Raw genomic sequence first — 22,531 nt, 5'->3', positions numbered from 1 at the left:
CTTAAAAAAACTTCTCAGGGTTTGGCACAAGGTTTAAAAACGACTCGAAATTTTGTTCGTAGTGCGATTGATCGAGCTTATAATAAAACGCGCCTTTTTTTGAGGATAGCTTATCCTTTTCGGGCTGCTTAACCAACAAACCGGTTGATAAAAGTTTGCGGCTGAAATTCCTGTCGTCGAATTTAGTTTGATAAACACCTTCGTACAATGCCTGCAATTGCGGGATGGTAAATTTTTCGGGCAAAAGCTGAAATAGTATCGGGTGAAGCGCTGCTTTATAGCGCAACTGCCTCAGTGCCAGCCTAACCATTTGGGCATGGTCAAAAATTAAATCGGGCATTTCATCCAGTAAAAACCATTCAGGGTGATATTCTTCACTCAATTGTTTTTCGTATTGGTGAATATCTATCAATGCAAAATAAGCTATAGAAAGCGTACGTTCAACCGGGTCACGGTCGGGGCTGCCAAAAACGCGAAACTGCTCCATGTACACATTTTTAAGCCCGGTACGTAATTCCAAAACGCGGTTAGCGGCATCGTCCGGCGATTCTGAGGGCTGAATAAAGCCGCCCATCAGGCTCCATTTATGTTTTTCGGGCTCAAGGCCACGCTGAACCAGCAATAATTTGATATTCCAGCCGTCAAATCCAAAAATGATACAATCGGTAGCCACTAAAATGCGTTTCTGGCCGCTATACTTCTGCATAATTTAGTTAGAGTTTATCTGCAAGTGTAAAAATAATTATGCAATTATTTAGTGTTAATCCGACAACTATTTTGTAAGAAGTTATTATCGGGTGTATATCCCCGTAATATCAGGTTTATCCCAGTTCTCTGAATTTTAAAACCAGCATCAGTGATGCATCTTTCAAGTGCCTTTGCAACTACTTTAGTGATACATATGCAACGCCTTTATCACATATGGCTATTGCGGGTAATGTGGCAAAAGATTAAATTATCCTTTTACCATTTTTGTTAATTTGTACATATTTATTGTCGGCGTATACATTTCGGTATTAAAAGGTATCATGAAAGTTTTACGGCAGCTTATTATTAAAACCGGGGAGCGGACATCACCCCATAGGCTTAGAGTGTTATTTAAAACACAAATTATCAACCAATTACTATTTCAAAGCTACTTTTATCACCAGTGATATAGGCTTCAAAAAACAGCACATAAGCCCGGTTATCCCTGGCACCAGGATGATTAACCCGCATTGCACGACCACCGGCCGGGTTTTATATTAACGACTTAACATTAACTTTGGCTATTGATAAAAAGTGACCGGCAATGCGTCGTTATCATTGCCTGTACTAAATTAGCAGCGCACCATTGGCACAGCCAATACTTACATGAATTTACCAATAAAACCGTCGTTTATAAATTACACCTTTATCCTTTTTATGAAAAAATACCTATGTTGCATTTTCCTGTTATCTGTTGCCACGGGCAGCCTATTTGCCCAGGGCAAACCTATTGATCTGGCCTCGCCCAATGGCGAGCTTAAAGTAACCATAACTACCGGCGATAAAATATATTACTCCGTATATGGCAATGGTAAACAACTGCTTACCAAAAGCCACCTGGGGCTTAATCTTAATGATGTTACCTTAGGCGAAAACCCCAAACTCCTGAACTCAAAGCGTATACATGGCGAAGAAACCATCAAACCATACGTCTCCCTCAAATTCTCGACCGTTAAAAGCATTTATAATGCCGTGTTATTAAACTTTAAAGGAAACTACTCGGTAGAGTTTCGTGCTTTTGATGATGGGATAGCCTACCGCTTCATTACCTTAAAAAAGGGAGATGTAACGGTAATGAACGAGGATTTCGGTATAAACTTCCCTGAAGATTACGCGTTAACCCTGCAGCAGCCGGGTGGCTTTAAAACCTCTTATGAAGATGCTTATACCCACGTTTCATCAGCTGCATGGAAACCGGCCGACAAAATGTCGACCCTCCCGGCGTTAATAGATACCAAACAAAACTATAAAATACTGATCAGCGAAGCCGACCTTTCCGATTATCCGGCTATGTTTTTAAAAGGTACCGGCAGCAACGGTGCCGAGGCTACGTTTCCAAAAGTTCCGCTGGAATTTGGCCCTGACGGCGACCGGAGCCAAAAGATCTTAAAATCGGCAGATTATATTGCCAAAACATCCGGCACCCGTAATTTTCCTTGGCGGTATTTTGTAATAGCTAAAAACGATAAGCAACTGTTAGAAAACACCATGACGTTAAGGTTATCGTCAAAAAGCGTTATTGGCGACGCCACGTGGATTAAACCGGGCCAGGCCAGCTGGGAATGGTGGAACGATGCCACTCCTTACGGGCCCGATGTAAACTTTGTGTCGGGCTATAACTTGGATACCTACAAATACTATATCGACTTTGCCTCCAAATACGGCGTTAAATACATTGTGATGGACGAGGGATGGGCCAAAAGCACAACCGATCCGTATACGCCCAATCCGAAGGTAGACCTGAAAGAGCTAATCCGTTATGGTAAGGAAAAAAATGTGGGCATTATTTTATGGCTCACTTGGCTTACCGTACATAACAATATGGATTTGTTTAAAACCTTCCACGAATGGGGCGTTAAAGGCGTTAAAATTGACTTTATGGACCGCAGCGACCAATGGATGGTAAAGTACTATGAAGATGTAGTTAAAGAAGCGGCCAGGAACCAGGTTTTTGTTGATTTTCATGGTGCCTTTAAACCTGCAGGCCTCGAATATAAATATCCAAACCTTATATCGTACGAAGGTGTACGCGGCCTCGAACAAATGGGCGGCTGTTCGCCCGATAACAGCACTTACCTGCCATTTATGCGTAACGCCGTTGGCCCTATGGATTTCACCCCGGGCGCCATGATAAACATGCAGCCTAACGTTTACAGTGCGCAACGCCCCAATGCGGCCGCCATAGGCACCAGGGTTAACCAGCTGGCTATGTACGTGGTATTTGAAAGCGGTGTACAAATGCTGTGCGATAACCCATCGCTTTACTACCGCAACGCCGATTGCACCGAATTTATAACCAGTGTGCCTACCACCTGGGACGAAACCCGGGCATTAATTGCTGATGCCGGCCAGGTTGCAGTGGTAGCCAAACGCAAGGGCGAAAAATGGTTTATTGGCGGCATAACCAATGGCAAAGAAAAAACCAGGGAGTTGGAACTCACTTTCGACTTTTTGGATAAAGACAAAACCTATACCGTGACCTGGTTTGAGGATGGCATAAACGCGGGTACCCAGGCTATGGATTACCGCCGTAAAACCAAACAGGTAAAAGCCGGCGATAAAATGACCATTACCATGGTACGTAATGGCGGTTTCGCGGCTGAGTTAAAATAAGTTTCTTTTTAGTGCCTCGTGGTCGAAGAATTGGATAGCCCGGATGAATTACCATCCGGGTTATTTTGCGTTTTGGCAGCGTTTAATTAGGATTCTGCAGGTCCGGGCTCTGCAACAATTTTACCACTTCATCGCCATAGTTTTCGATGTAGCCAAATTTCAGGGCAAGTATAAAGTTTTGTTTTGCTTCAATTTTTCGCTGCCGCGAGTTTAGCTAAAGCTGCCGCGAGTTTAGCGCAGCGTAACTCGTGGCACGCATAATTTAAGCTTCCAGCTTAAATTACAGCACTAAACCAATATAATATCAATTAAGCCTTTACCTCCGGCATAGTCTCTTGCACTGCTGTAAAGAAAATGGTGTGGTTCATCAACCCAGCCAGCTGTTACCGGGTTATTGTGTATATAATCAAGTTTCTGATCAAGTACTTTGTTTGTATATATTTCTATAGGATGATTACCTTGTTGCCAAAATTGGTAATTTTCGTTATTGGGGTTACTCTTGCCCTCACGTTCAAAAAACCACAGCATCCATTCGCGCCTGCTTTCCTGCACATTTTCAATAATAGCTTTGGTTATCGCTTTTGAAGTGTGCCTCTTAACATCCCGCAAAATATCCTGCATAGGCTTATCATTTGTACTGATAATTAAATGCACATGGTTACTCATAATAACCCAGCCATGTAATTGAAGCCCCTTATGTTTTATACAATACTTAAGGCTTTCTACAATGATATCTTTATACGCTCTCCTGGTCAATACATCTATCCATCTTACAACCGTAAAAGTTACAAAGTATAAACATTCCTGGTTACGAAACTTGTAATTGCTGCTCATGAGGTTAAATTAACAAATTAAATTTAAGCTGGAAGCTTAAATTATGCATACCACGAGTTACGCTTAAGCTAAACTCGCGGCAGCGGCATAACCTTACGGATAACGCGACAGCCAAAAAGCATGTAGCGTAAGGGAAATTATGTTTAAACTCCATTACCTCATGTAATAGCTTTTAATGTTGAGATAGGTAACCCCTACGGGGCAAAGGTTATTTTTTTTATTTTGCTACAAACAGGTAACCTCTACGAGGCACCGCACCTTTAGTTAGTATGACATTTTGAGACTGCCTCTACCTCTTTGCATCAAGTTAAAAACGATTTAACCGGCATATAATCTAAGACACTCCCGTCTTGATTCCTGGCTCTTAATTCTTGGCTCTCCTTCCCCCTAACTCACCCTCTTCCCATGCAGCAGCATATCAATCGCCTCATTTAAGCCACCTGCGCGGATCACCTCGCCGGAATTTACAAAGAAAATCTCGTCGGCATTTTCAATGGTGTTCAGGCGGTGGGCTATAATTACCCTGGTGGTAGTTTCGGGCAGTTTGTTCAGGATATCGCTCAGCAGTTTTTCGGTAATGGTATCAATGTTGGCGGTGGCTTCATCCAAAATCAGTATCTGCGGGTTACGCAGTACGGCGCGCATAAACGCTATTAATTGTTTTTGCCCCAGGCTGATGCTGTCGCCGCTTGAAAGTACCGGGGTTTCCAGCCCGTTCTCAAATATAGCCAGCAGGCTGCCCAGGTTGGCATCTGTTATTACTTTTTCTAATTGCTCGTTGGTATGTTCCCTGTACATATCGTTACTGTACAGGATATTCTCCTTCACAGTGCCGCTAAACAAGAACGGCTCCTGCAAAATAAACCCTATTTTAAGACTGCGCTCTTCGGCGGTATAAGTTCGGATGTCTTTGCCATCCAGCAATACCAGGCCTTTTGATGGATCATACAGGCGGGCTATTAACGATGCCGTAGTGGTTTTACCGCCGCCTGTTGGGCCAACCAGGGCGTAGGTTTTGCCTCGCTCCAGCTTAAAATTAATATTGTGCAGTATCTCTTTGCTTTCATCGTAACTGAAATGTACGTTCCTGAATTCAAGTAATGCGGCATTAGGTTCGGTAATGCCAACCGGTAGTTGCGGCAGGTCGCTCTCTAAGGAGAGTATCTGCGATATCCTGTCCCACCCGGCCATAGCCAGCTGAAAATTCGTCCAAAGAGCTGCCAACTGCCTTAGAGGGTTGTAAAAGTTAGTAGCGTATGATAAATAACTTACCAGGATACCAATAGTAAAAAGCCCTTTACCGATAAGATAAATACCAAACGACAACACAATAAGCTGCCCCATGCTGGCAAAAAAACCATAAACGGGTATAAATACAGTGCTGGCCAGGCCGGCCCCAATAGCCGCTTTGTAGTTTGCGGTATTGGCAATGCCAAAACGTTTCCTGAAATAATCGCGGCGGTTAAAGGCGATGATCACTTTAAAATTGTTCAGGCTCTCCTGTATCTCGCCACTCAGGCCGCCGGTACTTTTTAAGCTCGCCACGTTTTTTCGTTTTATCCATGGCGATAGTATCAGCGTTAAAGCAAGAATAACTATCGCAGGCGATAGCGCCGCAGCCCCCAGCTCGGGGTTAATCAACAGTAAAAATATACCCGCCCCTATCATGATGGATATATTGCTGATAAACTGCATCAGCGATTGTGAAAAAAACTGGTTCAGCTTATCGGTATCATTATTTACACGCGATATCAGGTCGCCCGCTTTATTCTGGTTAAAAAAGCCAACGGGCAATTGCTGCAGCTTGTTAAAGATGGAATTGCGCAGTGTAAACAGCATGCGCTGCCCTACACCGCCCATTAGCGTGGTTTGTTTATAGCTGGTAAACAACGCAACGGCATACATGCACAATAACAATATGCCATTGTGAATAACGCCGGCAAAATCTTTATACCGGATATATTTATCAATGGTGCGGCCTATAATTAAAGGCCCTAAAAGGTTGAGTGAGGAATTTATTAGTATGGCAATAAGCGCCATGATAAGTATCCGCCGCTCGTGCGATATCAGTCGGATCAGCTTGCCAAGGCCTGCCCAGGTGGATGTTTTTGGGGCCGTTTTACTAAGCTGGTTAAGATCGTAATTCATTTTGTGATAATATTTTTTGTGACACTTCTAAGTCGGAAGTCTTAAGTCATAAGTTCTGAGTCCAAAGTTTTGAGTTCTAAGTCGGCGGTAAGTCTTAGATCAAAAAAAATACTTTTTTACTAAGGACTTTCTACTCAAGACTTCTGACTTAAGACTTAGTGCTACAGACTCAAGACTTAACCGATTCGTAATTACTGGTACTTTGTTGCGAGTTGAAAATCTGCACATAATCGGTACTGGTTTTCATCAGGTCGTCATGTACGCCGCTGGCTACAATTTCGCCCTCTGTTAGTAAAATTATCTGGTCGTAATGCTCAACGGAGGCTATTTTTTGAGTAACCGATATTAATGTTAAGCCCGGATAATTTTGTTGAATATTGGTCAGTATTTTCTTTTCTGTATTGCCATCTACCCGCGCTGTAAAATCATCCAGCAATAAAACCTTGGGATTAACCGCCAGCGCCCTGGCCAACATAATGCGCTGTTTTTGACCGCCAGACAGGCTGGAGCCCCTTTCGGATACAATGGTATTTAACTGGTTGGGCAAACTGCCAATAAAATCTTTCAACTCGGCCGTATCAATCGCCTTTTGCAGCGACTCATCAGTTACCGTATCGCTAAAAGCAATGTTTTCGCGAATGCTCATATTAAAAATAATGCTGTCCTGGAAAACGAAACCCACCTGCCGGTGAAACGATTCGCTGTCATAAGCCGCTATACTTTTACCATCGTACAATACCTCGCCGCTTGTTGTGTTAATAAGCCCGGTTAACAGGTAAAGCAATTGGGTTTTACCTGCCGATGTTGGCCCGATGATGGCAATTTTTGATCCGGCAGTAACTTTTAACGATACCCCTTTAAGCGCCAGCTTTTGCCCGTACGCAACAGATACATCCTTTAGTTCCACATCGCCGCGAAGCACCTCTTTTAAATTGCCGCCGTCTACAACATCGGGAGCATCTAAAACCACACCAATGCGGGCATATGATGCGCTGGCCTGCGCTATCAGGTTACTCATAAAGCCAAGCACAAATATCGGGAATATCAGTAGCGACAAATAGCTGTAAAACGCCGCAAAACTACCCAGGCTCATACTGCCGTTTATTACAAAATGCCCGCCCATTACTAAAATGGTTAATTGGGCCATGTTGGCGGTAAAGGTTACTATAGGTATCAACCCCGCAAAAAAAGCGAGGATTTTTAACCCGTAATTTTTCGCTTCGGTATTGGCAGCCAAAAATTTGTTAAACTCCAGTTGCTGCGAATTGATAACCCGGATTAATGCCGCGCCCAATATACTTTCGTTAATAACCTTATTCAAGGTATCTATCACCCCGCGGCTTTTCATGAACAGCGCACGCACATTTTTTAAAACATACGCAAACGTACCGCCTATAATAGGAATAATAACAATAACCGCCAGCGCCAACCGCCAATTGATAATGAGCAGCATTACGCTGCAGCCAATAATGGTAAAAAGCGATGTGACGATTGATACCAGCGCCTGCGATACAAACAGTTTTATAGAGTCGATATCGGCGGTGAGGTTGGTTAACAGTTTTGACGGATTGGCCTGCTCGATAAATGCATGGCTTTGGCGCGAAATTTTATCGGCCAGTTTTTCGCGCAGATCCTTAGCCACCAGCTCCGATGAGTAGGTTTGTATAACACCCTGTATTGCGCCGCAAACAAATACCAAAATTGCCGCCAGCGAAAACTTTTTAATCACATCGTTAACTACAAACTGGTGATGGGTGTATGCATCAATACCATTGGCAATTATTTTAGGCAGCCAAAGGTTAATTGCCGTTGCCGCTACAGAGAACACTAATAATAACGTAACCCAGCCCAGGTATGGCTTCAGCAGGCTGAATACGCCGGGAGGTTTTTGATTTGGTTTGGTTTTATTGGGTTGCATATGCAAGTTATATTAGATACTGTAAAAGTAGATTACAAATAAACGCTACTTTATTGGACGATTGACAATCAAAAACATTTTAAATGCTTAACCAATAATTGATTTTCCAGGTCAAAATTGGTTATGCTGTCAAATATATAGGTGGAATTATGGTTTTTAAAACTTTAAAAAGTATAATTTTTTTTCAAAAATATTTTCACGTTACCCGCGTTAACATGATGGCAGCACAAATCGGGAAGGGATTGTGCGTGCGACTACAAAACATGTAATTAAGTAACCTGTTAACTTCTGCTTCGTTCTTCCCAATGCCATGCTAAAGGATTATACAACGCCGGCTCCGTTGTCGATTAAAGCGCTTTACTGCTAATTCTTAAAAATCCTTATACCTTTAGCTTTATAAAAATTAACTATACTAATGACCTCCTACTTTGATCCGGCAGCCAGTTATGTTTTAGAAGATGAACGGGTACTACTCCGCCCGCTACAGGCAGATGACCTGGAAAACCTGCTTCCTTTTGCCATAAACGAGCCTGCCACCTGGCAATACTCCAACGTAAGCGCCAAATACGAAGAAGGCATGCGCCGTTATGTTAATGATGCCCTTAAAGCCCGCGCAGCAGGCCGCGAGTATCCTTTTATAGTGATTGATAAGCAAACCGGCCAATATGCCGGCAGCACCCGTTATTACGATATACAGCCCAAACTAAACTCGCTCCAGCTAGGCTATACCTGGTATGGCGAAAAATTCAGGGGAACGGGTTTAAATAAGCATTGCAAATTACTGCTTTTGCAATTCGCTTTCGAAGAGTTGAATATGATGCGGGTTGAATTCAGGGCCGATGCACGTAACGAACGCAGCATAGCCGCCATGAAAAGCATTGGCTGCCAGGTTGAGGGTATTTTACGCAGCAACATGCCACTGGAAGATGGCGGCAGGCGCAACTCCATTGTACTGAGTATTTTAAAAAATGAATGGGAAAACGGGGTTAAGAAAAGGCTGAAGGGGAAGCTATAAAAAAGAAAACGAAGGCCGTGTGCAAATCCCCTCTCGAGAGCTACTGTGTGTACACATGTTTTATATGAGATAATAATTTTGAAAAGCACTCCGTTAGGAGTGAAATGTCGGTAGAATAATTAAGTACCCCTCCTTTTTCGTGCCGTAGGTACGAAACTGGCCACTAAAATTGGGCATTTATCAATGCTCATTTGATACGAAATGTTCAATAGTGACGTACCTACGGCACGTAAAGCTATTTTTGATCTATTTCTACCGACATTCAACCCCTCCGGGGTTTTTCCTAAAAGATGAGTACACACAGTAGCTCTCGGGAGAGGCGGAGGGGTGTGTTTATCGAACATGCATATCGAACAACACACCCCTGTCACATCACAGCCCAACCCGCCCCCTCTCAAAAGGGGATTTGTTAAAATAATTACAATTTATTGTGTCTTATTCCTCGGATCTGTTTTGGATTTCAACACGTATTCGTGCGGTGTTTCTACGCCCAACAGGTTCTTTACAAAGTAATCCCAGCGGCGGCGCATCATGTAGGGCGAGTAAGGGCCATAACCATGCGGCATGTTGGGGAATACTACCAGATCATAATCTTTGTTAGCTTTTTCCAGCGCTTCAATTACCAAAAGGGTATTGTACGGCGGTACGTTATTATCCATTAAACCATGGGCCAGCATTAGCTTGCCTTTTAAGTTTTTGGCATACGTTTCGTTGGCGTGGGCGGCATAATCGGAGTTTGATACCAGGCCATCGTACCGTTCGCCCCAGTCATCCTCGTAGTTGCGGTTGTCATGGTTACCCGATTCGGAAATACCTACCTTAAAGAAATCCGGGTAGCGGAACATGGCCGCAGCCGTTGCAAAGCCACCGCCCGAGTGGCCCCAGATGCCTACTTTATTGGTATCAATAGGGTATTGTTTTGATAACTGCCGGATACCCGCAATCTGATCGGGCAAGGTATTTTCAGACATGTTACCGTAGCTCATATCATGGTAACTTTTTGAACGCAGCGGGTTACTGGTGCCTTCAATTACTACCACAATAAAGCCCAGCTCGGCCAGTGATTGATTATCGCCTCTTGAAGCCACAAACGACCAGCTACCCACGCTTCCGCCTTGCGGACCCGGATATATGTAATCAATAACCGGGTATTTTTTGCCGGCGTCCATATTGGTCGGTGTAAAAATAAGTCCGTAAATGTCGGTTTTACCATCGCCTGCAATCAATTTAACCGGGGTTGGCGCTTTCCAGCCGGTAGCGGTTAGCCTTGATACATCGGCTTTTTCCAGGTTGGTTATCAGCTTGCCATCCATACTGCGTAAAACGGTAACCGGCGGAACGTCTGGTTTAGAATAGCTGTCAACAAAATACCCGCCACCTGGCGATAAGGTAATGTTATGGTTGCATTCTTCGGGTGTCAGCACAGTAAAGTGCTTACCATCAAACCCTGCTTTACATAACTGGCTGTAATATGGGTTCTCTTTTTCAAGGCCATCGGCAATAAAATACACCGCGCGGGTTTTCTCATCAAATTTCAACACTCTTGTAACTACAAAATCGCCTTTGGTAATTTGATTTTTTACTTTACCGGTAGCTGCATCGTACAGATACAAATGCCCCCAGTTGTCGCGCTCAGAAAACCAGATAATCTCGTTGGTTTTGGGCAAAAACTTCCAGTTAATAGTACCCCAGCCCGATTCGTACTGGGTTTTAACGGTTTCTTCAAAAACCTCTTTAACGGCGCCTGTTGTCGCATCGGCAATGCGGAATTTCTCGTTTTTATGATCGCGCGATGTAGATACAAAGGCCAGCTTTGAAGCGTCGGCACTCCAATCCACATCATCAAATGTGCCGCTGCTGCTGATGTCGTCGCTTAGGGTAGCGCGGTGTGCATCGGGTGGCACCTGTAGGGTGATTACTTTAGGATGATCAACTTCAATAATCACCCGTGTTATCATAGCAATTTCATCGCCCGGTAAAGGGTATTTCCATTGTTTTAATACCGGTTTGCCCACGTTGGTGGTAACCAGGTACATATCGCTTACCTTACGCTGATCCTGCTTAAAGGTGGCTATCTTCTTCGAATCGGGCGACCAGCGTAAAATTGCCGCGTCGGAGTTTTGCCAGCCCGCATTATCTGTAGCGTAGCCAAAATCTTTAATACCATCGGTAGTTAGCTGGGTTTGGCTGCCTGTTTTTGTATCGCGTACCCAAAGGTTGTAGTCCTTGATATAGGCTGCCCGGCTGCCATCTGGCGACAATACTTCTTCTGTTTTACCCCTGCGTCCGCCAGGCTGCATGCGGCCATGTTCAGGTTCTGCTCCGGCAGTAACAAGGTCTGTGGTCAGGTCATACTGCCAGTGTTTATCGGCTGCCGTAAACATTATTTTTTTACCATCGGCCGAGAAGCTGATGGTTTGAAAAGGCAGCATATTGCCATCGTATTTGTTGCCCGAAGCTGCCGAAAGCAGCTGGGCCAGTTTTTGATGGTCAAAGGCTGCTTCGCGTGTTTTTTTAACTGGATCAACCAATACAAATTCGCTGCCCTGGGCGGTGAGTACGCGGTACCAGAATTTGTCGCCCGGTAACCAGTTAGGCCTTACATCGGCCCTGTCAACAAACGGGGCGGTATTGTATGACATGAAACTTTCGGCATGTTCATAATCCTTTGTAGTTAAGGGGCTACCCTGCTGGGCATACGCCGACATAACCCAGGCAAACGCCGGAATGGTGAGTAAATATTTATTCATGAGTGTCAACTTATGTTTAAAGCGCAAATTAATGCTTTTTTTTAATTGAACGTGTTTAAAGATTGTTACAGAAATAGAATCAAGAGGCAAGAATCAAGAGTTAAGACTTTTTGGGGTAAGGGTTAAAAGCCGATGCGCTGCACTACAAAGAAGCCACCCGGTTAATCTATCGGAGGACTTGATTATATAAAACTAAATAGAAAATTAAACAACCGTTGGTTGCTACTGGCTAACTTATTCACACATGGGTATTTAAAACCTAAGCATGTAATATTTAGCGCCCGGAAATATCGGGCTAAAAATCAAATTCTTCGTTGCATTTGCTACAATGCAAAATTGTTGTTTTTGGCTGGCGGAGATGTAAAACTACGCTTCGTTCACTTCCATATCGGCGGTGTAAACACCTATTTTGGCTGCGCTGTTACAGGCTGCGCGGTGTACTAATGCACGTTGGGCAGCAATAATATTTTCGTCGTTTCCATTCCAAAGTTCCAGCGCAGGTTGCTGTATCGCCCGTGAAAAAGAATAGGTGAGTACCCAGGGCATCACATCGCCAAAGCGGGTATGCATGCGGTTTAACCGCTCCGATGCAAGCGCGGCCGATTGCCCGCCCGACAGAAAAGCTATCCCCGGTACCGATGCCGGTACTGTTTTTAAAAAGCATTTAACTGTTGCTTCGGCCACTTCATCGAGCCCCGGTTTTTCGGCGCTGTCCTCACCCGACAGTATCATATTAGGTTTCAGGATCATGCCTTCCAGGTCAACCCGGTGTTGGTACAAAGCATTAAATACGGCATGTATTACCTCGGTAGTAACCTCTGCACATCTTTGCAATGAATGATCGCCGTCCATCACTACTTCGGGCTCCACTATGGGTACCAAACCTGCTTCCTGGCAAAACATGGCGTAGCGGGCAAGCGTATAGGCGTTTGCTTTTATGCAGGTTGATGATGGGATATCGGCACCTATAGTGATAACAGCCCTCCATTTGGCAAAACGGGCTCCCATTTGGTAATATTTTTTCAAACGATCGCCCAGGCCGTCTAATCCTTCGGTTATCTTTTCGCCGGGGAAACCCACCATGGGGATGGCACCTTCATCAACTTTGATACCCGGAATTATCCCTTTGCGCTTCAAAATATCTATGAACAGCGTGCCATCGGCAGTACTTTGATGAATGGTTTCATCAAACAGGATTGCACCGCTAATGTATTCCTCCAACCCGGGCGCGTTTACTATCAGATCCCGGTATTTGCGGCGGTATTCTTCGGTTTGGGGGATGCCAAGTTCCTGGAAACGTTTGTTACAGGTGGTGGTGCTTTCGTCCATGGCCAGCAAACCCTTGTTGCCTTGCATCAGTTGGTAAGCGATGGTTTTTAATGTCGAGGTATCCATAATCATCCTTGTGTTAAGCAGGTGTGGATATTAACACCAATCGGCACTCACTTGTTTTATAGTTAATGATATACCTCATTTTTTTGACACAGGGTTTACCCATTGCCTACAGGATTTTTAATACCGCCCTCATTTTGATACCGGTACATCTATATAACTGCTGTTGTACCATTTTACTTTAAGCGGTGTTTTTGCATTGTTAATATTTTCAAGGCTTACATCTTTGCCGGTACCATAGTTAACCTGGCAAAAATTATTTTTGTTTACGTTAATAATCACCAGCAAACGGCTGCCTTTACGCAGTTGCCTGCTTACTACCTTGGTATTTGAAAACGGAAGCGTCGTTATTTTACCAGGTTGCAACAGTTTGCGGTTGCTGATATCCCGCGAATAACTGGCCCGCCCCAAAAAGTAGGTAAGCTCAAAATATTCGCCGTTAGGCATCACTTCGTAAAGCACTATGCTATAGTCAAAATCTTTTTTGTTGATAGCAGCCGTAATTTGCCCGAGGAAAGCGCCGTTCACAATAAGCGGTTGTTTTAAACTATCGCTTATAAAGGTAAACCCGTTGCTATAAATATCTTTTTGAATAATAGGGAACGGATAAGCATAATTGTTAGATGTTGTACGGTCGGCAAAATCAACTTCCTGTTCAAGGTACGCCGGTGTGATTGGCTTTTGGGGGGATAATCTAAACTGATCATCCTTTTTTACATTGCTCAGGTACAGCCGGAGCATGCTTTGGTGCATTTTATCAAGGGATGGGGCATGATCCCAGCGGTTGGCGCCCATAACCTCGTAATTGACCCTGTCTTTGATAATGCCAGGCTTTTTACCTTGTTTCATGATATAATCAAACCATTCAAAAGTAATTGCTTTGGTGTTGATGATAGCTACCGAATCAACCTGGTAGCCCCGTAAAACAGGCTCTCCTCCCCTTTGCGTGCCAAAATGATCGTACGGACCGAGTATCAGGTAATAGTCGGCCCTGGGATTGTATTTGGCCAACTGGCGCAGGTAATACAAACCGGATGTTTGCCCGTCGTCATAATAGCCATCAAAAGCCAGCACCGGGATATTGATTTTTTCAAATTCCTTACCGTAGGGAATCATGGCTTGCCAGTATTTATCAAAACCGGGGTGCTTAAGCCAGCGTTGCAGCCATTTATTAGGCGCATGGTCAACACTGTCAATTTTGTTGTAGGCGGCACCACTTTGGTACCAGCTTTCATTCAAATTACGCCAGCGTTGTTGGTTACTATAAGTAGCTGTATCAAGGTATTTATTATTACTTACGTAAAAGGCCCAGCCATAATTGACGTTAATAAACACATTATTTTCCATAGGCAAACCCATTCCTGGAATGGCCGAAACATAAGGCACAATGGTTTTAAGCGCCGGATGCACCTTATATTTTAAACCCGCCCATTGCGCAAAGCCCGAATAACTACCCCCATACATCCCCACTTTGCCATTGCTCCAGCTTTGTTTGCTTATCCAGTCAATTACCCAGTAAACATCTTCAGCATCGTGTTCATAAGGTACTACTTCTTCGGGGCTTAAACGCTTGCCGCGTACATCGGCCACTACGCCTACATAGCCATGATCGGCAGCGTATTTGGCTTCAGTCAAACTTCTTTTAGTATCCGAGTAAATAAAAAACAACAAGGCTGCCGGTTGCGGCCCGGCCACATCGCGCCGACGCACAACCACAGCCGATAAAGTATGCCCCTTTGGGGTTTTAATAAGCACGCTATCATTAATAACATACTTTTCCAAATCAGCATTGGGCGATTTTTGGGCAAAAAGAGTTGCCCCCTGGCTTATTAAAGCCAGCAATAGCATTAGTTTTTTCATGTTTATCTTTTAGTTTATGATGAGCAAAGCAGAAAGCTTTTTTTGTATTAACAGTTGTTATTTATTAGTCCAATTACAATCCAGCCTTTTACCTTTCAGCTTTAGCCTTTCACCTCTTCCTTAAATTACGTTTTCAGCTTCCCCTTAAACTTTACAGATTGCCTTTCCGACACTTCAACTACCTGCCCGGTTTTCAAACTGATGCTCAGCTTTCCGCCTGGCAGATGGCTGATTTGATCGATGTAGGTCAGGTTGATGATTTGGGCCCTGTTTACCCTAAAGAAAGTCTTTGCGTCCAACCTTTCTTCCATCTGGTTTAGTGAGCGTTTCAGGAAGGCTTTTTTATCGCCAAAATATAATACAGCATAATTATCCATCGATTCAACCAGGTGAATTTCGTCTATTTTTAAAAAATAGCATTTGCTGCCATCTTTTATAAAAATTTGCCTGTTATCCGTGGTTGTGGTTAGCTTAGCCCTCACTTTTTCCATTGCTTTCGCAAAACGTTCGTCGCGGATAGGTTTTACCAGATAATCGAGCGCATCGGCCTCAAAGGCTTTTACAGCATACTGGTCAAAAGCCGTGGTAAAAATAATTTCGGGCACAGTGTCAAGCATTTCCAACAAATCAAATCCCGATTTTTCGGGCATTTGTACATCCAGAAATACTAATTGAGGCTGATGCTTTTGTATTAAAAGCTTTGCATCATCGGCATTTGCCGCCTCGGCGACAATTTCGACATCGGGGTAATAACTTAGCGCCGTCCTTACCTCTTCGCGGGCAAGCCGTTCGTCATCCACAATAACAACCTGTATCTTTTTCATGATGCTGGCAAAATAAGGGTTGATGAAACTTTTTCTCCATATACCTCCTCCATTATAAAACTGGCCTGGTTTTGATATTGCAGTTGTAAACGGTCTCGCAGGTTTTTTAAACCAAGGCCGTGCTGGTTAGCTGCAGGAGTACATTTGCCGGGGTTTAAAACGGTGATATGGATTTTTCCGTTAGTGTTTTTAATAGTTAATTTAATTTCGCCGCCATCTTTCTACTGCGTAATGCCGTGTTTGATAGCGTTTTCAACAAGGGTCTGAATGCTTAGCGGAGGTATTAAATAATGTTCTACACCCTCTTCCATATCAACGGTAAACTGCAATCTTTCTTCAAAACGGATCTTCTCAAGCTCCAGGTAATCTGTCACTAAATTAACTTCATCATGTAATGACATAAGGCTTACATTACCGCCGTACAAAGTGGCGCGCAGCAAATCGGACAGTAAATCTATAGCCCGCCTGGCTTTGGCCGGGTTGGTATTTGTTAACGCTTTAACACTATTGAGTGAGTTGAAAAAGAAATGCGGATTAAGCTGTGCTGATAATTGCTGCAGCTGCGCATCGCGGGCAACTACCTGTAAACGGGCATTATCGGTAGCCGTGCCAATCTCCATAAGGGCATAATGATACAGGTGAAAAGCAAGCACCCAAATGGCCATCAGCCTGATACCTGTGGCCAATAACACCAGGTAGTTTTCACGAAAAAAAGTCCAAAAGCTTTCGCTGTAGGCAAATGTAAAATAATAGCGGGCTGCATAAAGTTTACCAGCAACCAGCAGCATATAACATACCCCCATTAAAAGCACCGCCGGAATAAGGCGCACAGCCATTTTTTGTACTTTTAAATGGGTAAAGTTAAACCTATGCGCAAAGCGATAATAAGCATGGGTAATCAGGATGCCAATGCCGATGTCAAGAATAAAATGAAACAGCGCGAGCGTGTAACTATATTGCCCGCTATGGCCGCCGGCATGCATTTGCATCCAGGCCGAAAAGCCCCAGAACAAACCAGCTGCCGACCAGCCAATGAGCTGGCATAACCAATATAACGATATACTTTTTTGCTGTGTCAATGTTGTGCTGTATGTCTTAACAAAACAAACCAACAAAAACTATTTGGTAATATAAAGCAAAAATACATAGGCGCGGCTGTTTGGGGATGAACGGGAATTTAAAGTCAGTATTCGGCTTTCCCGGGCCGGTTTACAGCATAGGTGATGAAGCTTTTATTTTTTTAACCCAACCATTTTAAGGGCGAAAACCCGGCAAACCTACTGTTAACCAATAATATCTGATTTGATAAGCTCCGATAGGCGGCTTTGATCAAAAAAAATATTCAGAATTTTAGCTATTAATATAAAACGAAACCGATATTCGTTGGTTATTGAGTAACTTTAAATCTAAATAAAGCATTAAAGCTAATGGTGAAATTATTTGTCGGGGGATTCCCTTTGGACATGACTGAACTTGACCTGGTTAAAATAATTAACCTGCATGGGGAAGTGAGTACGATTAAGATAGTACGGGATAAAAAAACGAGGATTTGTAAAGGCTATGCCTTTTTAGAAATGAAGGACCGTGAAGGCGCCGAAAACGCCGTAATTGCCTTAGATGGCACCCCTATGGGCGACAGGACACTGAACGTAAAGATAAACGAGGAAAACGCGGTAAAGCCGCCACCACCCAAACGAAGTTTTGGAGGATATAACAGCAATAATAACCGCAGTGGCAGCAGCTACGGCAGCAGCAGCAATTATAAAAGACCTGTTGCTGGCGATGCCCCAAAAGCCAAACGACCAAGAAGAGCGACATAAAAAACGTGTGAACCTTTTGGCAACAGCTGCATTTTTAAACGGCATAGTTTGGCGCTATGCTATTTAAGCTTTTGAAGCAACGCCATCTCTTTATGTCTTTTTTGATTTTAAACTCAAAAAGTGACGGTCGAATTATTAAGTTATTGATCGTGGATTTGCATATATGTAAACCCTCCTACTCGTCAAACCAAATCAAAAGCGCGCGCGTATTGTGATAGTTCAAAAGATGTGTTTGCCTTTAGTTTGTGCTTGATATTTTTGCGATGCGTATCAACCGTACCTACAGCAATAAATAACAGGTTGGCTATTTCGGGCGAGCTTTTACCCAGCACCATGAGGCGCAAAATTTCGCACTCGCGTTTAGACAGGCTGGAGAACTTGCTTATGTTTTTACGCAGAAAAGTGTTTTCATCAAGCATCCGCTCCACTTTGGCCGTTACATGCTGAACAGGATCAACCTTAAAAGCCATATTAATCACCAGTAAAGGGAGCCCTTCATCATCGCGCATTAAAATTTTCATGGTACTCAGGTGCCACACCCATTCGGGACTGCCATTTATTTTTACCTGCTGAAAAAAGGTGATATCTTCGTCTGTGTTTCTTTCAACCATGTCTTTTACCTTCGGCACATAAGAGTTTGCATCCTCCGGGTTAAAATATTTTGCCGTATACTCGGCTGTAGAATAGCTTCTAAATTCGGCTAAAGTTATACCTAGCTGGCTTAATCCATTTTGGCTCATGTATTCCAATTTAAAATCGGGCATCCGGTGTATAATGGTTACGCCCGGCAACAGGTTGGCAACAGCATGTATTTTATCAATTTCGGCTTGAATTTTCAGTTCCAAATGGGGTATTTTATCCATCAAAATATCATAATTAAGGGATGGTAATATAATGAATGTTTAAAGACGTTTTTTTTAATATTAACAAGTGTTATTGATTGCGGGCTATTTATTTTTATATTTATCAATTGATACAACTATAAAAAAACGTGCTGCTTAAATAATTGTATGATTATTAAAAATAAGCTGCAATGTTAAGTTGATACAAATAATAAAATGTTTCTAAAAAGCCCCATTGTTAAACTTTTACTATTAATTCAATTTTTAGCTTTGGGCGCATACGCCGGTACCCCATACCAGGTTGTTTATCTGAAAAATTATAGCGCAAACGATGGCCTTCCGGGTTCGCAGGTCAATTATTTAATGCAGGATAGTAAAGGCTTTATCTGGATAGCCACGGATAAAGGCGTAAGCCGTTTTGACGGTCAGCACTTTAAAAATTTCACAACAACCGATGGGCTCGAAAGCAATGAAGCATTCCGCATAGCCGAAGACAATTATCACCGGATTTTTTTTTATTGCAATAACTACCGGGTTTGTTACTACGAAAACGGGCTTATACACAAACTTACGTCAACTCAGCGGGTTTTGGTGCAGCCTTTTGCCAACATGTTTTTTAACCGTTACAATGAACTTTGCGTAAATTATGGGCTAAAAACCAAAGTTTATAGTTTTGCGGAACTGAAATGCCGAAACCATCCGGGCCAACAACCACTCATCAGTATTTACGGTGCAGGCGAAGAAGAGATTCCCCTTTCTGAAAACGACCTTACGCTACTCAGAAATGAGCTTGGCACTGCTCATTTCAACGATTCAACAGCCAAAATCAACACCAAACCTTATAGATTGGCCATACAACAAAATCATTTATTGTTGATAACTAAAGATTGGGTACACGTCTATCAATATCAAAAAGGCACACTCATCCCACTTACTAAAATTAGTTTTACCGGTAATGTAACTTCGGTTTACCTCACTGGCAAAAATACTTTTGCAGTTACAACCGTAAAACAAGGCACATACATTATTAACTATATTACAGGCCAGCGGAAAAATTATCTTAACAACCAAATTACTACCTCTACGCTTATTGACCGCGAAAACAATTTATGGTTTGGTACTTATGAAAGCGGTATTTTTTTAAGCACCAATCCCGAAGTAAAAGTTATCAATAAAGAAAGCGGCCTGGTTAATGAAAACGTTTTAAAGCTAAACATAGCCGGCGGCTATCTTTTTACGGGACACATTTTAACAGGACTGAGTTATATGAAACTTGGTGCTGATCAAAATTCACCTATTGGCACGCTATATTTGAAACAAAACCGGTCGGATTTTAACCGGGTAACCAGTTTATTGCCAATTACAGGCAATAAACTAATGATTGGTACCGATAATGGTATCTTTGGGTTAAACCTATCAAATAACAATCCGTTATCCTGGCAGCCAATACTGTATCAAGGAGGCCCGGTAAAGGGCATTGTTCAACATCGTGATACAATTTATTTCCTTACCTCGCAGGGAATTGTGACGTTACCAGACGGAGCCGGCTGCGAATTTTCTCCAATCCGGGTAACATCATTAGCCTGGCAAAAAAATCAGCTGCTTGTAGGTTCACTATATGGATTATATAAAATTGCCACCCCAATTAACATTAACCACTTTAAATATGTGCGGATATTTGCTGATAAAGGAATAAATGCTGTAAAGTGCCTGGCGTCAAATGAACAAGTATTGGCTATTGGCACCGAAGATAAAGGATTGTTCCTGTTAGCAGGTAAAGCAGTTAGCCAATTTACCACGCCTGTTATTTCATCGGGCAACATCCGCAAACTTGTGTGGACGGATGCCAATACACTTTGGGCATGCACAGCCAATGGTGTAAGCATCATTAACTTTAGCAATAATTACCAAACTTACCGGGTAAGCCGGTTAAATACCAGTAACGGGCTTCCGTCAGATAATGTTGCCGATGTTGTGCGCAACCGGAGCGATTATTATATAGCTACCGACCAGGGAATTGCTATTACCCAAAATTTGTGGAATACCAACCTGCCCAGGCCAATACTGCTTGATGATGGCACACCCCTTAAACAAAACAGCTTTACTTATGGCCAGCCTGTTGTATTTAATTGCGTAGCCCTATCATACAAGAGTATGGGCAAAATACAATATAGGTTTAGGCTTAAAGATGTTGATAAAAACTGGACAGCCGCGCCAACCGGCGAAAAAAGGTTTGACCTGCTGCCGCCCGGCAACTACGAGTTAGAAGCAGTAGCTGCCGATAGGTTTAACCAGCTAAGCCAACCGCTTTTATTTCAATTTACCGTTATGCCACTATGGTACCAGCAGCTTTGGCTGCAAGCTATAGCAGTAATAGGCATTATAGTTTTGGCTTTTTTGTTGATACGGAAATATTACCTGTCTATCATTGGTTTACAGAAAAAGGATTATGAAAACGCCCTTGCCCTGCAACGTGAACGCCAGCGCATTAGCAGCGAAGTGCATGATGATTTGGGTGCAAGTATATCGGGCATTAAACTGCAAACCGAATTACTAAGCCGGAAAGTTGCCAACCAGCCGGCTTTTAAGGAAATAGACGCCATTCATGATGCTATTACCGATATATCTACCCAGGTAAGGTTAATTATCTGGAGCCTTGACGTTGAAAACGATGAAGTGAGCAGCCTGGTAAATTTCATCCAGAAACAAACCATTAAAATATTTGATTGCTGCGACATTCGCCTCCATGAAAGTATCTCGGTTGGGGAAACCAGCATAGCAATTAGCGGCGAAAAAAGACGGCAGGTGTACCTGTTGGTGAAAGAAGCTTTAAACAATATTATTAAGCACTCCAATGCCCAAAACGCGTTCCTGGCAATCAGCCTCTACAAAAACCGGTTGCATATTAGTATCAGGGATGATGGCCGGGGCTTTGTGCCCGATGTGCGTAAACACGAAACCATGGGCATCCGCAACATTTATGCGCGTGCAAAAAGGTTGAATGCCGATTTAAAAATTGACACCGCTCCTGGCAAAGGTACCTCCATCAGCTTTAAGCTGAACCTTTAAATGGTGGCCATAATAGGTATTTTAAACAAGGATATTTTTAGGATATTAGCATCTACATTTATCGCAAGCATGCTCCAGATAATTTTATTAGAGGATAATTTACATTACCGGCGTGGCCTGGAACAAATTATTCATGATATGAGCGGTGTAAACCTTATGGGATCATACACCAATGCCGAAATTGTACTAAAAAAAATAAACGAGCTAAAGCCCGATATTTTTATTGTTGACATAAACCTGGAAGGCATGTCGGGTATTGAATTCATAAAGCGGGCAAAACCAGTGATGCCCCAGGCAGAATTTTTGATGTGTACGATAAATGATGACAATACCCACATTTTTGAATCGCTTAAAAGCGGCGCCACCGGCTATATACTTAAAGAATCATCGGCCACCGAAATCAGGAACGCAATAACCGAAATAGCGGCGGGTGGATCGCCGATGAGTGCTTATATATCGCGCAAGGTGATTGCGTCATTTAATGATGCCCCTCCAAAACCGGCCGCCACTACAGAAAACCTGACGGAACGGGAGGTAGAAGTACTTAACCACCTGGCGCGGGGCCTCCAGTACAAAGAAATAGCCGACAGGCTTGATATCAGCACGGGAACCGTAAAAAAGCATATACGTAACACCTACACCAAGCTACAGGTACAAAACAAAGTGGAGGCCATAAACAAATTTCGCGCGATATAATAT

15 protein-coding genes are annotated in these 22,531 nt (G+C 43.1%); 5 read left to right on the top strand and 10 right to left on the bottom strand.

Annotated features, from left to right (window positions below):
• Position 1: 1 nt before the first annotated feature.
• A complete protein-coding gene (locus FSB76_RS27880) occupies positions 2-706 on the bottom strand; it encodes an NUDIX hydrolase (protein ID WP_147059327.1) in 705 nt (234 codons plus the stop codon).
• A 698-nt stretch (positions 707-1,404) separates the two neighbouring features.
• On the opposite strand from FSB76_RS27880, the gene FSB76_RS27875 reads away from it, so the two are divergent.
• Positions 1,405-3,360 carry a glycoside hydrolase family 97 protein gene (locus FSB76_RS27875; protein ID WP_147059325.1) on the top strand — a complete coding sequence of 652 codons (1,956 nt, stop codon included), beginning with the start codon at positions 1,405-1,407 and terminating at the stop codon, positions 3,358-3,360.
• Positions 3,361-3,648: 288 nt separating this feature from the next.
• On the opposite strand, the gene FSB76_RS27870 is transcribed toward FSB76_RS27875, so the two are convergent.
• The 3 genes from FSB76_RS27870 to FSB76_RS27860 form a co-directional block, all read right to left on the bottom strand.
• Complete coding sequence (locus FSB76_RS27870; RefSeq protein ID WP_090652938.1) at positions 3,649-4,194, bottom strand: REP-associated tyrosine transposase; 546 nt, start codon at positions 4,192-4,194, stop codon at positions 3,649-3,651.
• Positions 4,195-4,581: 387 nt separating this feature from the next.
• Positions 4,582-6,342 carry an ABC transporter ATP-binding protein gene (locus tag FSB76_RS27865; RefSeq protein WP_147059323.1) on the bottom strand — a complete coding sequence of 587 codons (1,761 nt, stop codon included), beginning with the start codon at positions 6,340-6,342 and terminating at the stop codon, positions 4,582-4,584.
• A gap of 169 nt (positions 6,343-6,511) precedes the next feature.
• Positions 6,512-8,260 carry an ABC transporter ATP-binding protein gene (locus tag FSB76_RS27860; RefSeq protein WP_147059321.1) on the bottom strand — a complete coding sequence of 583 codons (1,749 nt, stop codon included), beginning with the start codon at positions 8,258-8,260 and terminating at the stop codon, positions 6,512-6,514.
• Between the two features lie 415 nt (positions 8,261-8,675).
• Between FSB76_RS27860 and FSB76_RS27855 the strand changes: the two genes are divergently transcribed.
• Positions 8,676-9,275, top strand: coding sequence for a GNAT family N-acetyltransferase (locus FSB76_RS27855; RefSeq protein ID WP_147059319.1), 600 nt, complete (start codon positions 8,676-8,678; stop codon positions 9,273-9,275).
• A gap of 425 nt (positions 9,276-9,700) precedes the next feature.
• Here FSB76_RS27855 and FSB76_RS27850 read toward each other — a convergent pair whose 3' ends face one another.
• The 5 genes from FSB76_RS27850 to FSB76_RS27830 all read right to left on the bottom strand — a co-directional run bounded on the left by FSB76_RS27850 (position 9,701) and on the right by FSB76_RS27830 (position 17,180).
• Positions 9,701-12,025, bottom strand: a complete 2,325-nt coding sequence (locus FSB76_RS27850; protein WP_147059317.1) for a S9 family peptidase — start codon at positions 12,023-12,025, stop codon at positions 9,701-9,703.
• Between the two features lie 366 nt (positions 12,026-12,391).
• Positions 12,392-13,420, bottom strand: a complete 1,029-nt coding sequence (locus FSB76_RS27845) for a class I fructose-bisphosphate aldolase (RefSeq protein ID WP_147059315.1) — start codon at positions 13,418-13,420, stop codon at positions 12,392-12,394.
• Positions 13,421-13,549: 129 nt separating this feature from the next.
• A complete protein-coding gene (locus FSB76_RS27840; RefSeq protein WP_147059313.1) occupies positions 13,550-15,277 on the bottom strand; it encodes a CocE/NonD family hydrolase in 1,728 nt (575 codons plus the stop codon).
• A gap of 125 nt (positions 15,278-15,402) precedes the next feature.
• Positions 15,403-16,101 (bottom strand): LytR/AlgR family response regulator transcription factor, encoded by a 699-nt coding sequence (locus FSB76_RS27835; protein WP_147059311.1) that lies wholly within the window; start codon positions 16,099-16,101, stop codon positions 15,403-15,405.
• 221 nt (positions 16,102-16,322) lie between these two features.
• Complete coding sequence (locus FSB76_RS27830) at positions 16,323-17,180, bottom strand: sensor histidine kinase (RefSeq protein ID WP_147059309.1); 858 nt, start codon at positions 17,178-17,180, stop codon at positions 16,323-16,325.
• Between the two features lie 348 nt (positions 17,181-17,528).
• Between FSB76_RS27830 and FSB76_RS27825 the strand changes: the two genes are divergently transcribed.
• Positions 17,529-17,921, top strand: a complete 393-nt coding sequence (locus FSB76_RS27825) for an RNA recognition motif domain-containing protein (protein ID WP_147059307.1) — start codon at positions 17,529-17,531, stop codon at positions 17,919-17,921.
• Positions 17,922-18,103: 182 nt separating this feature from the next.
• Here FSB76_RS27825 and FSB76_RS27820 read toward each other — a convergent pair whose 3' ends face one another.
• Positions 18,104-18,784, bottom strand: coding sequence for a response regulator transcription factor (locus FSB76_RS27820; RefSeq protein WP_147059305.1), 681 nt, complete (start codon positions 18,782-18,784; stop codon positions 18,104-18,106).
• Positions 18,785-18,979: 195 nt separating this feature from the next.
• On the opposite strand from FSB76_RS27820, the gene FSB76_RS27815 reads away from it, so the two are divergent.
• On the top strand, positions 18,980-21,832 hold the full coding sequence (locus tag FSB76_RS27815; protein ID WP_147059302.1) for a sensor histidine kinase: 2,853 nt from the start codon (positions 18,980-18,982) through the stop codon (positions 21,830-21,832).
• Complete coding sequence (locus FSB76_RS27810) at positions 21,833-22,528, top strand: response regulator (protein ID WP_147059300.1); 696 nt, start codon at positions 21,833-21,835, stop codon at positions 22,526-22,528. It begins immediately after the preceding gene.
• Positions 22,529-22,531 lie beyond the last annotated feature (3 nt).

The sequence above is a fragment of the Mucilaginibacter ginsenosidivorax genome (assembly GCF_007971525.1).
Lineage (GTDB): Bacteria > Bacteroidota > Bacteroidia > Sphingobacteriales > Sphingobacteriaceae > Mucilaginibacter > Mucilaginibacter ginsenosidivorax.
This window is presented reverse-complemented; position numbering and strand designations above follow the sequence as displayed.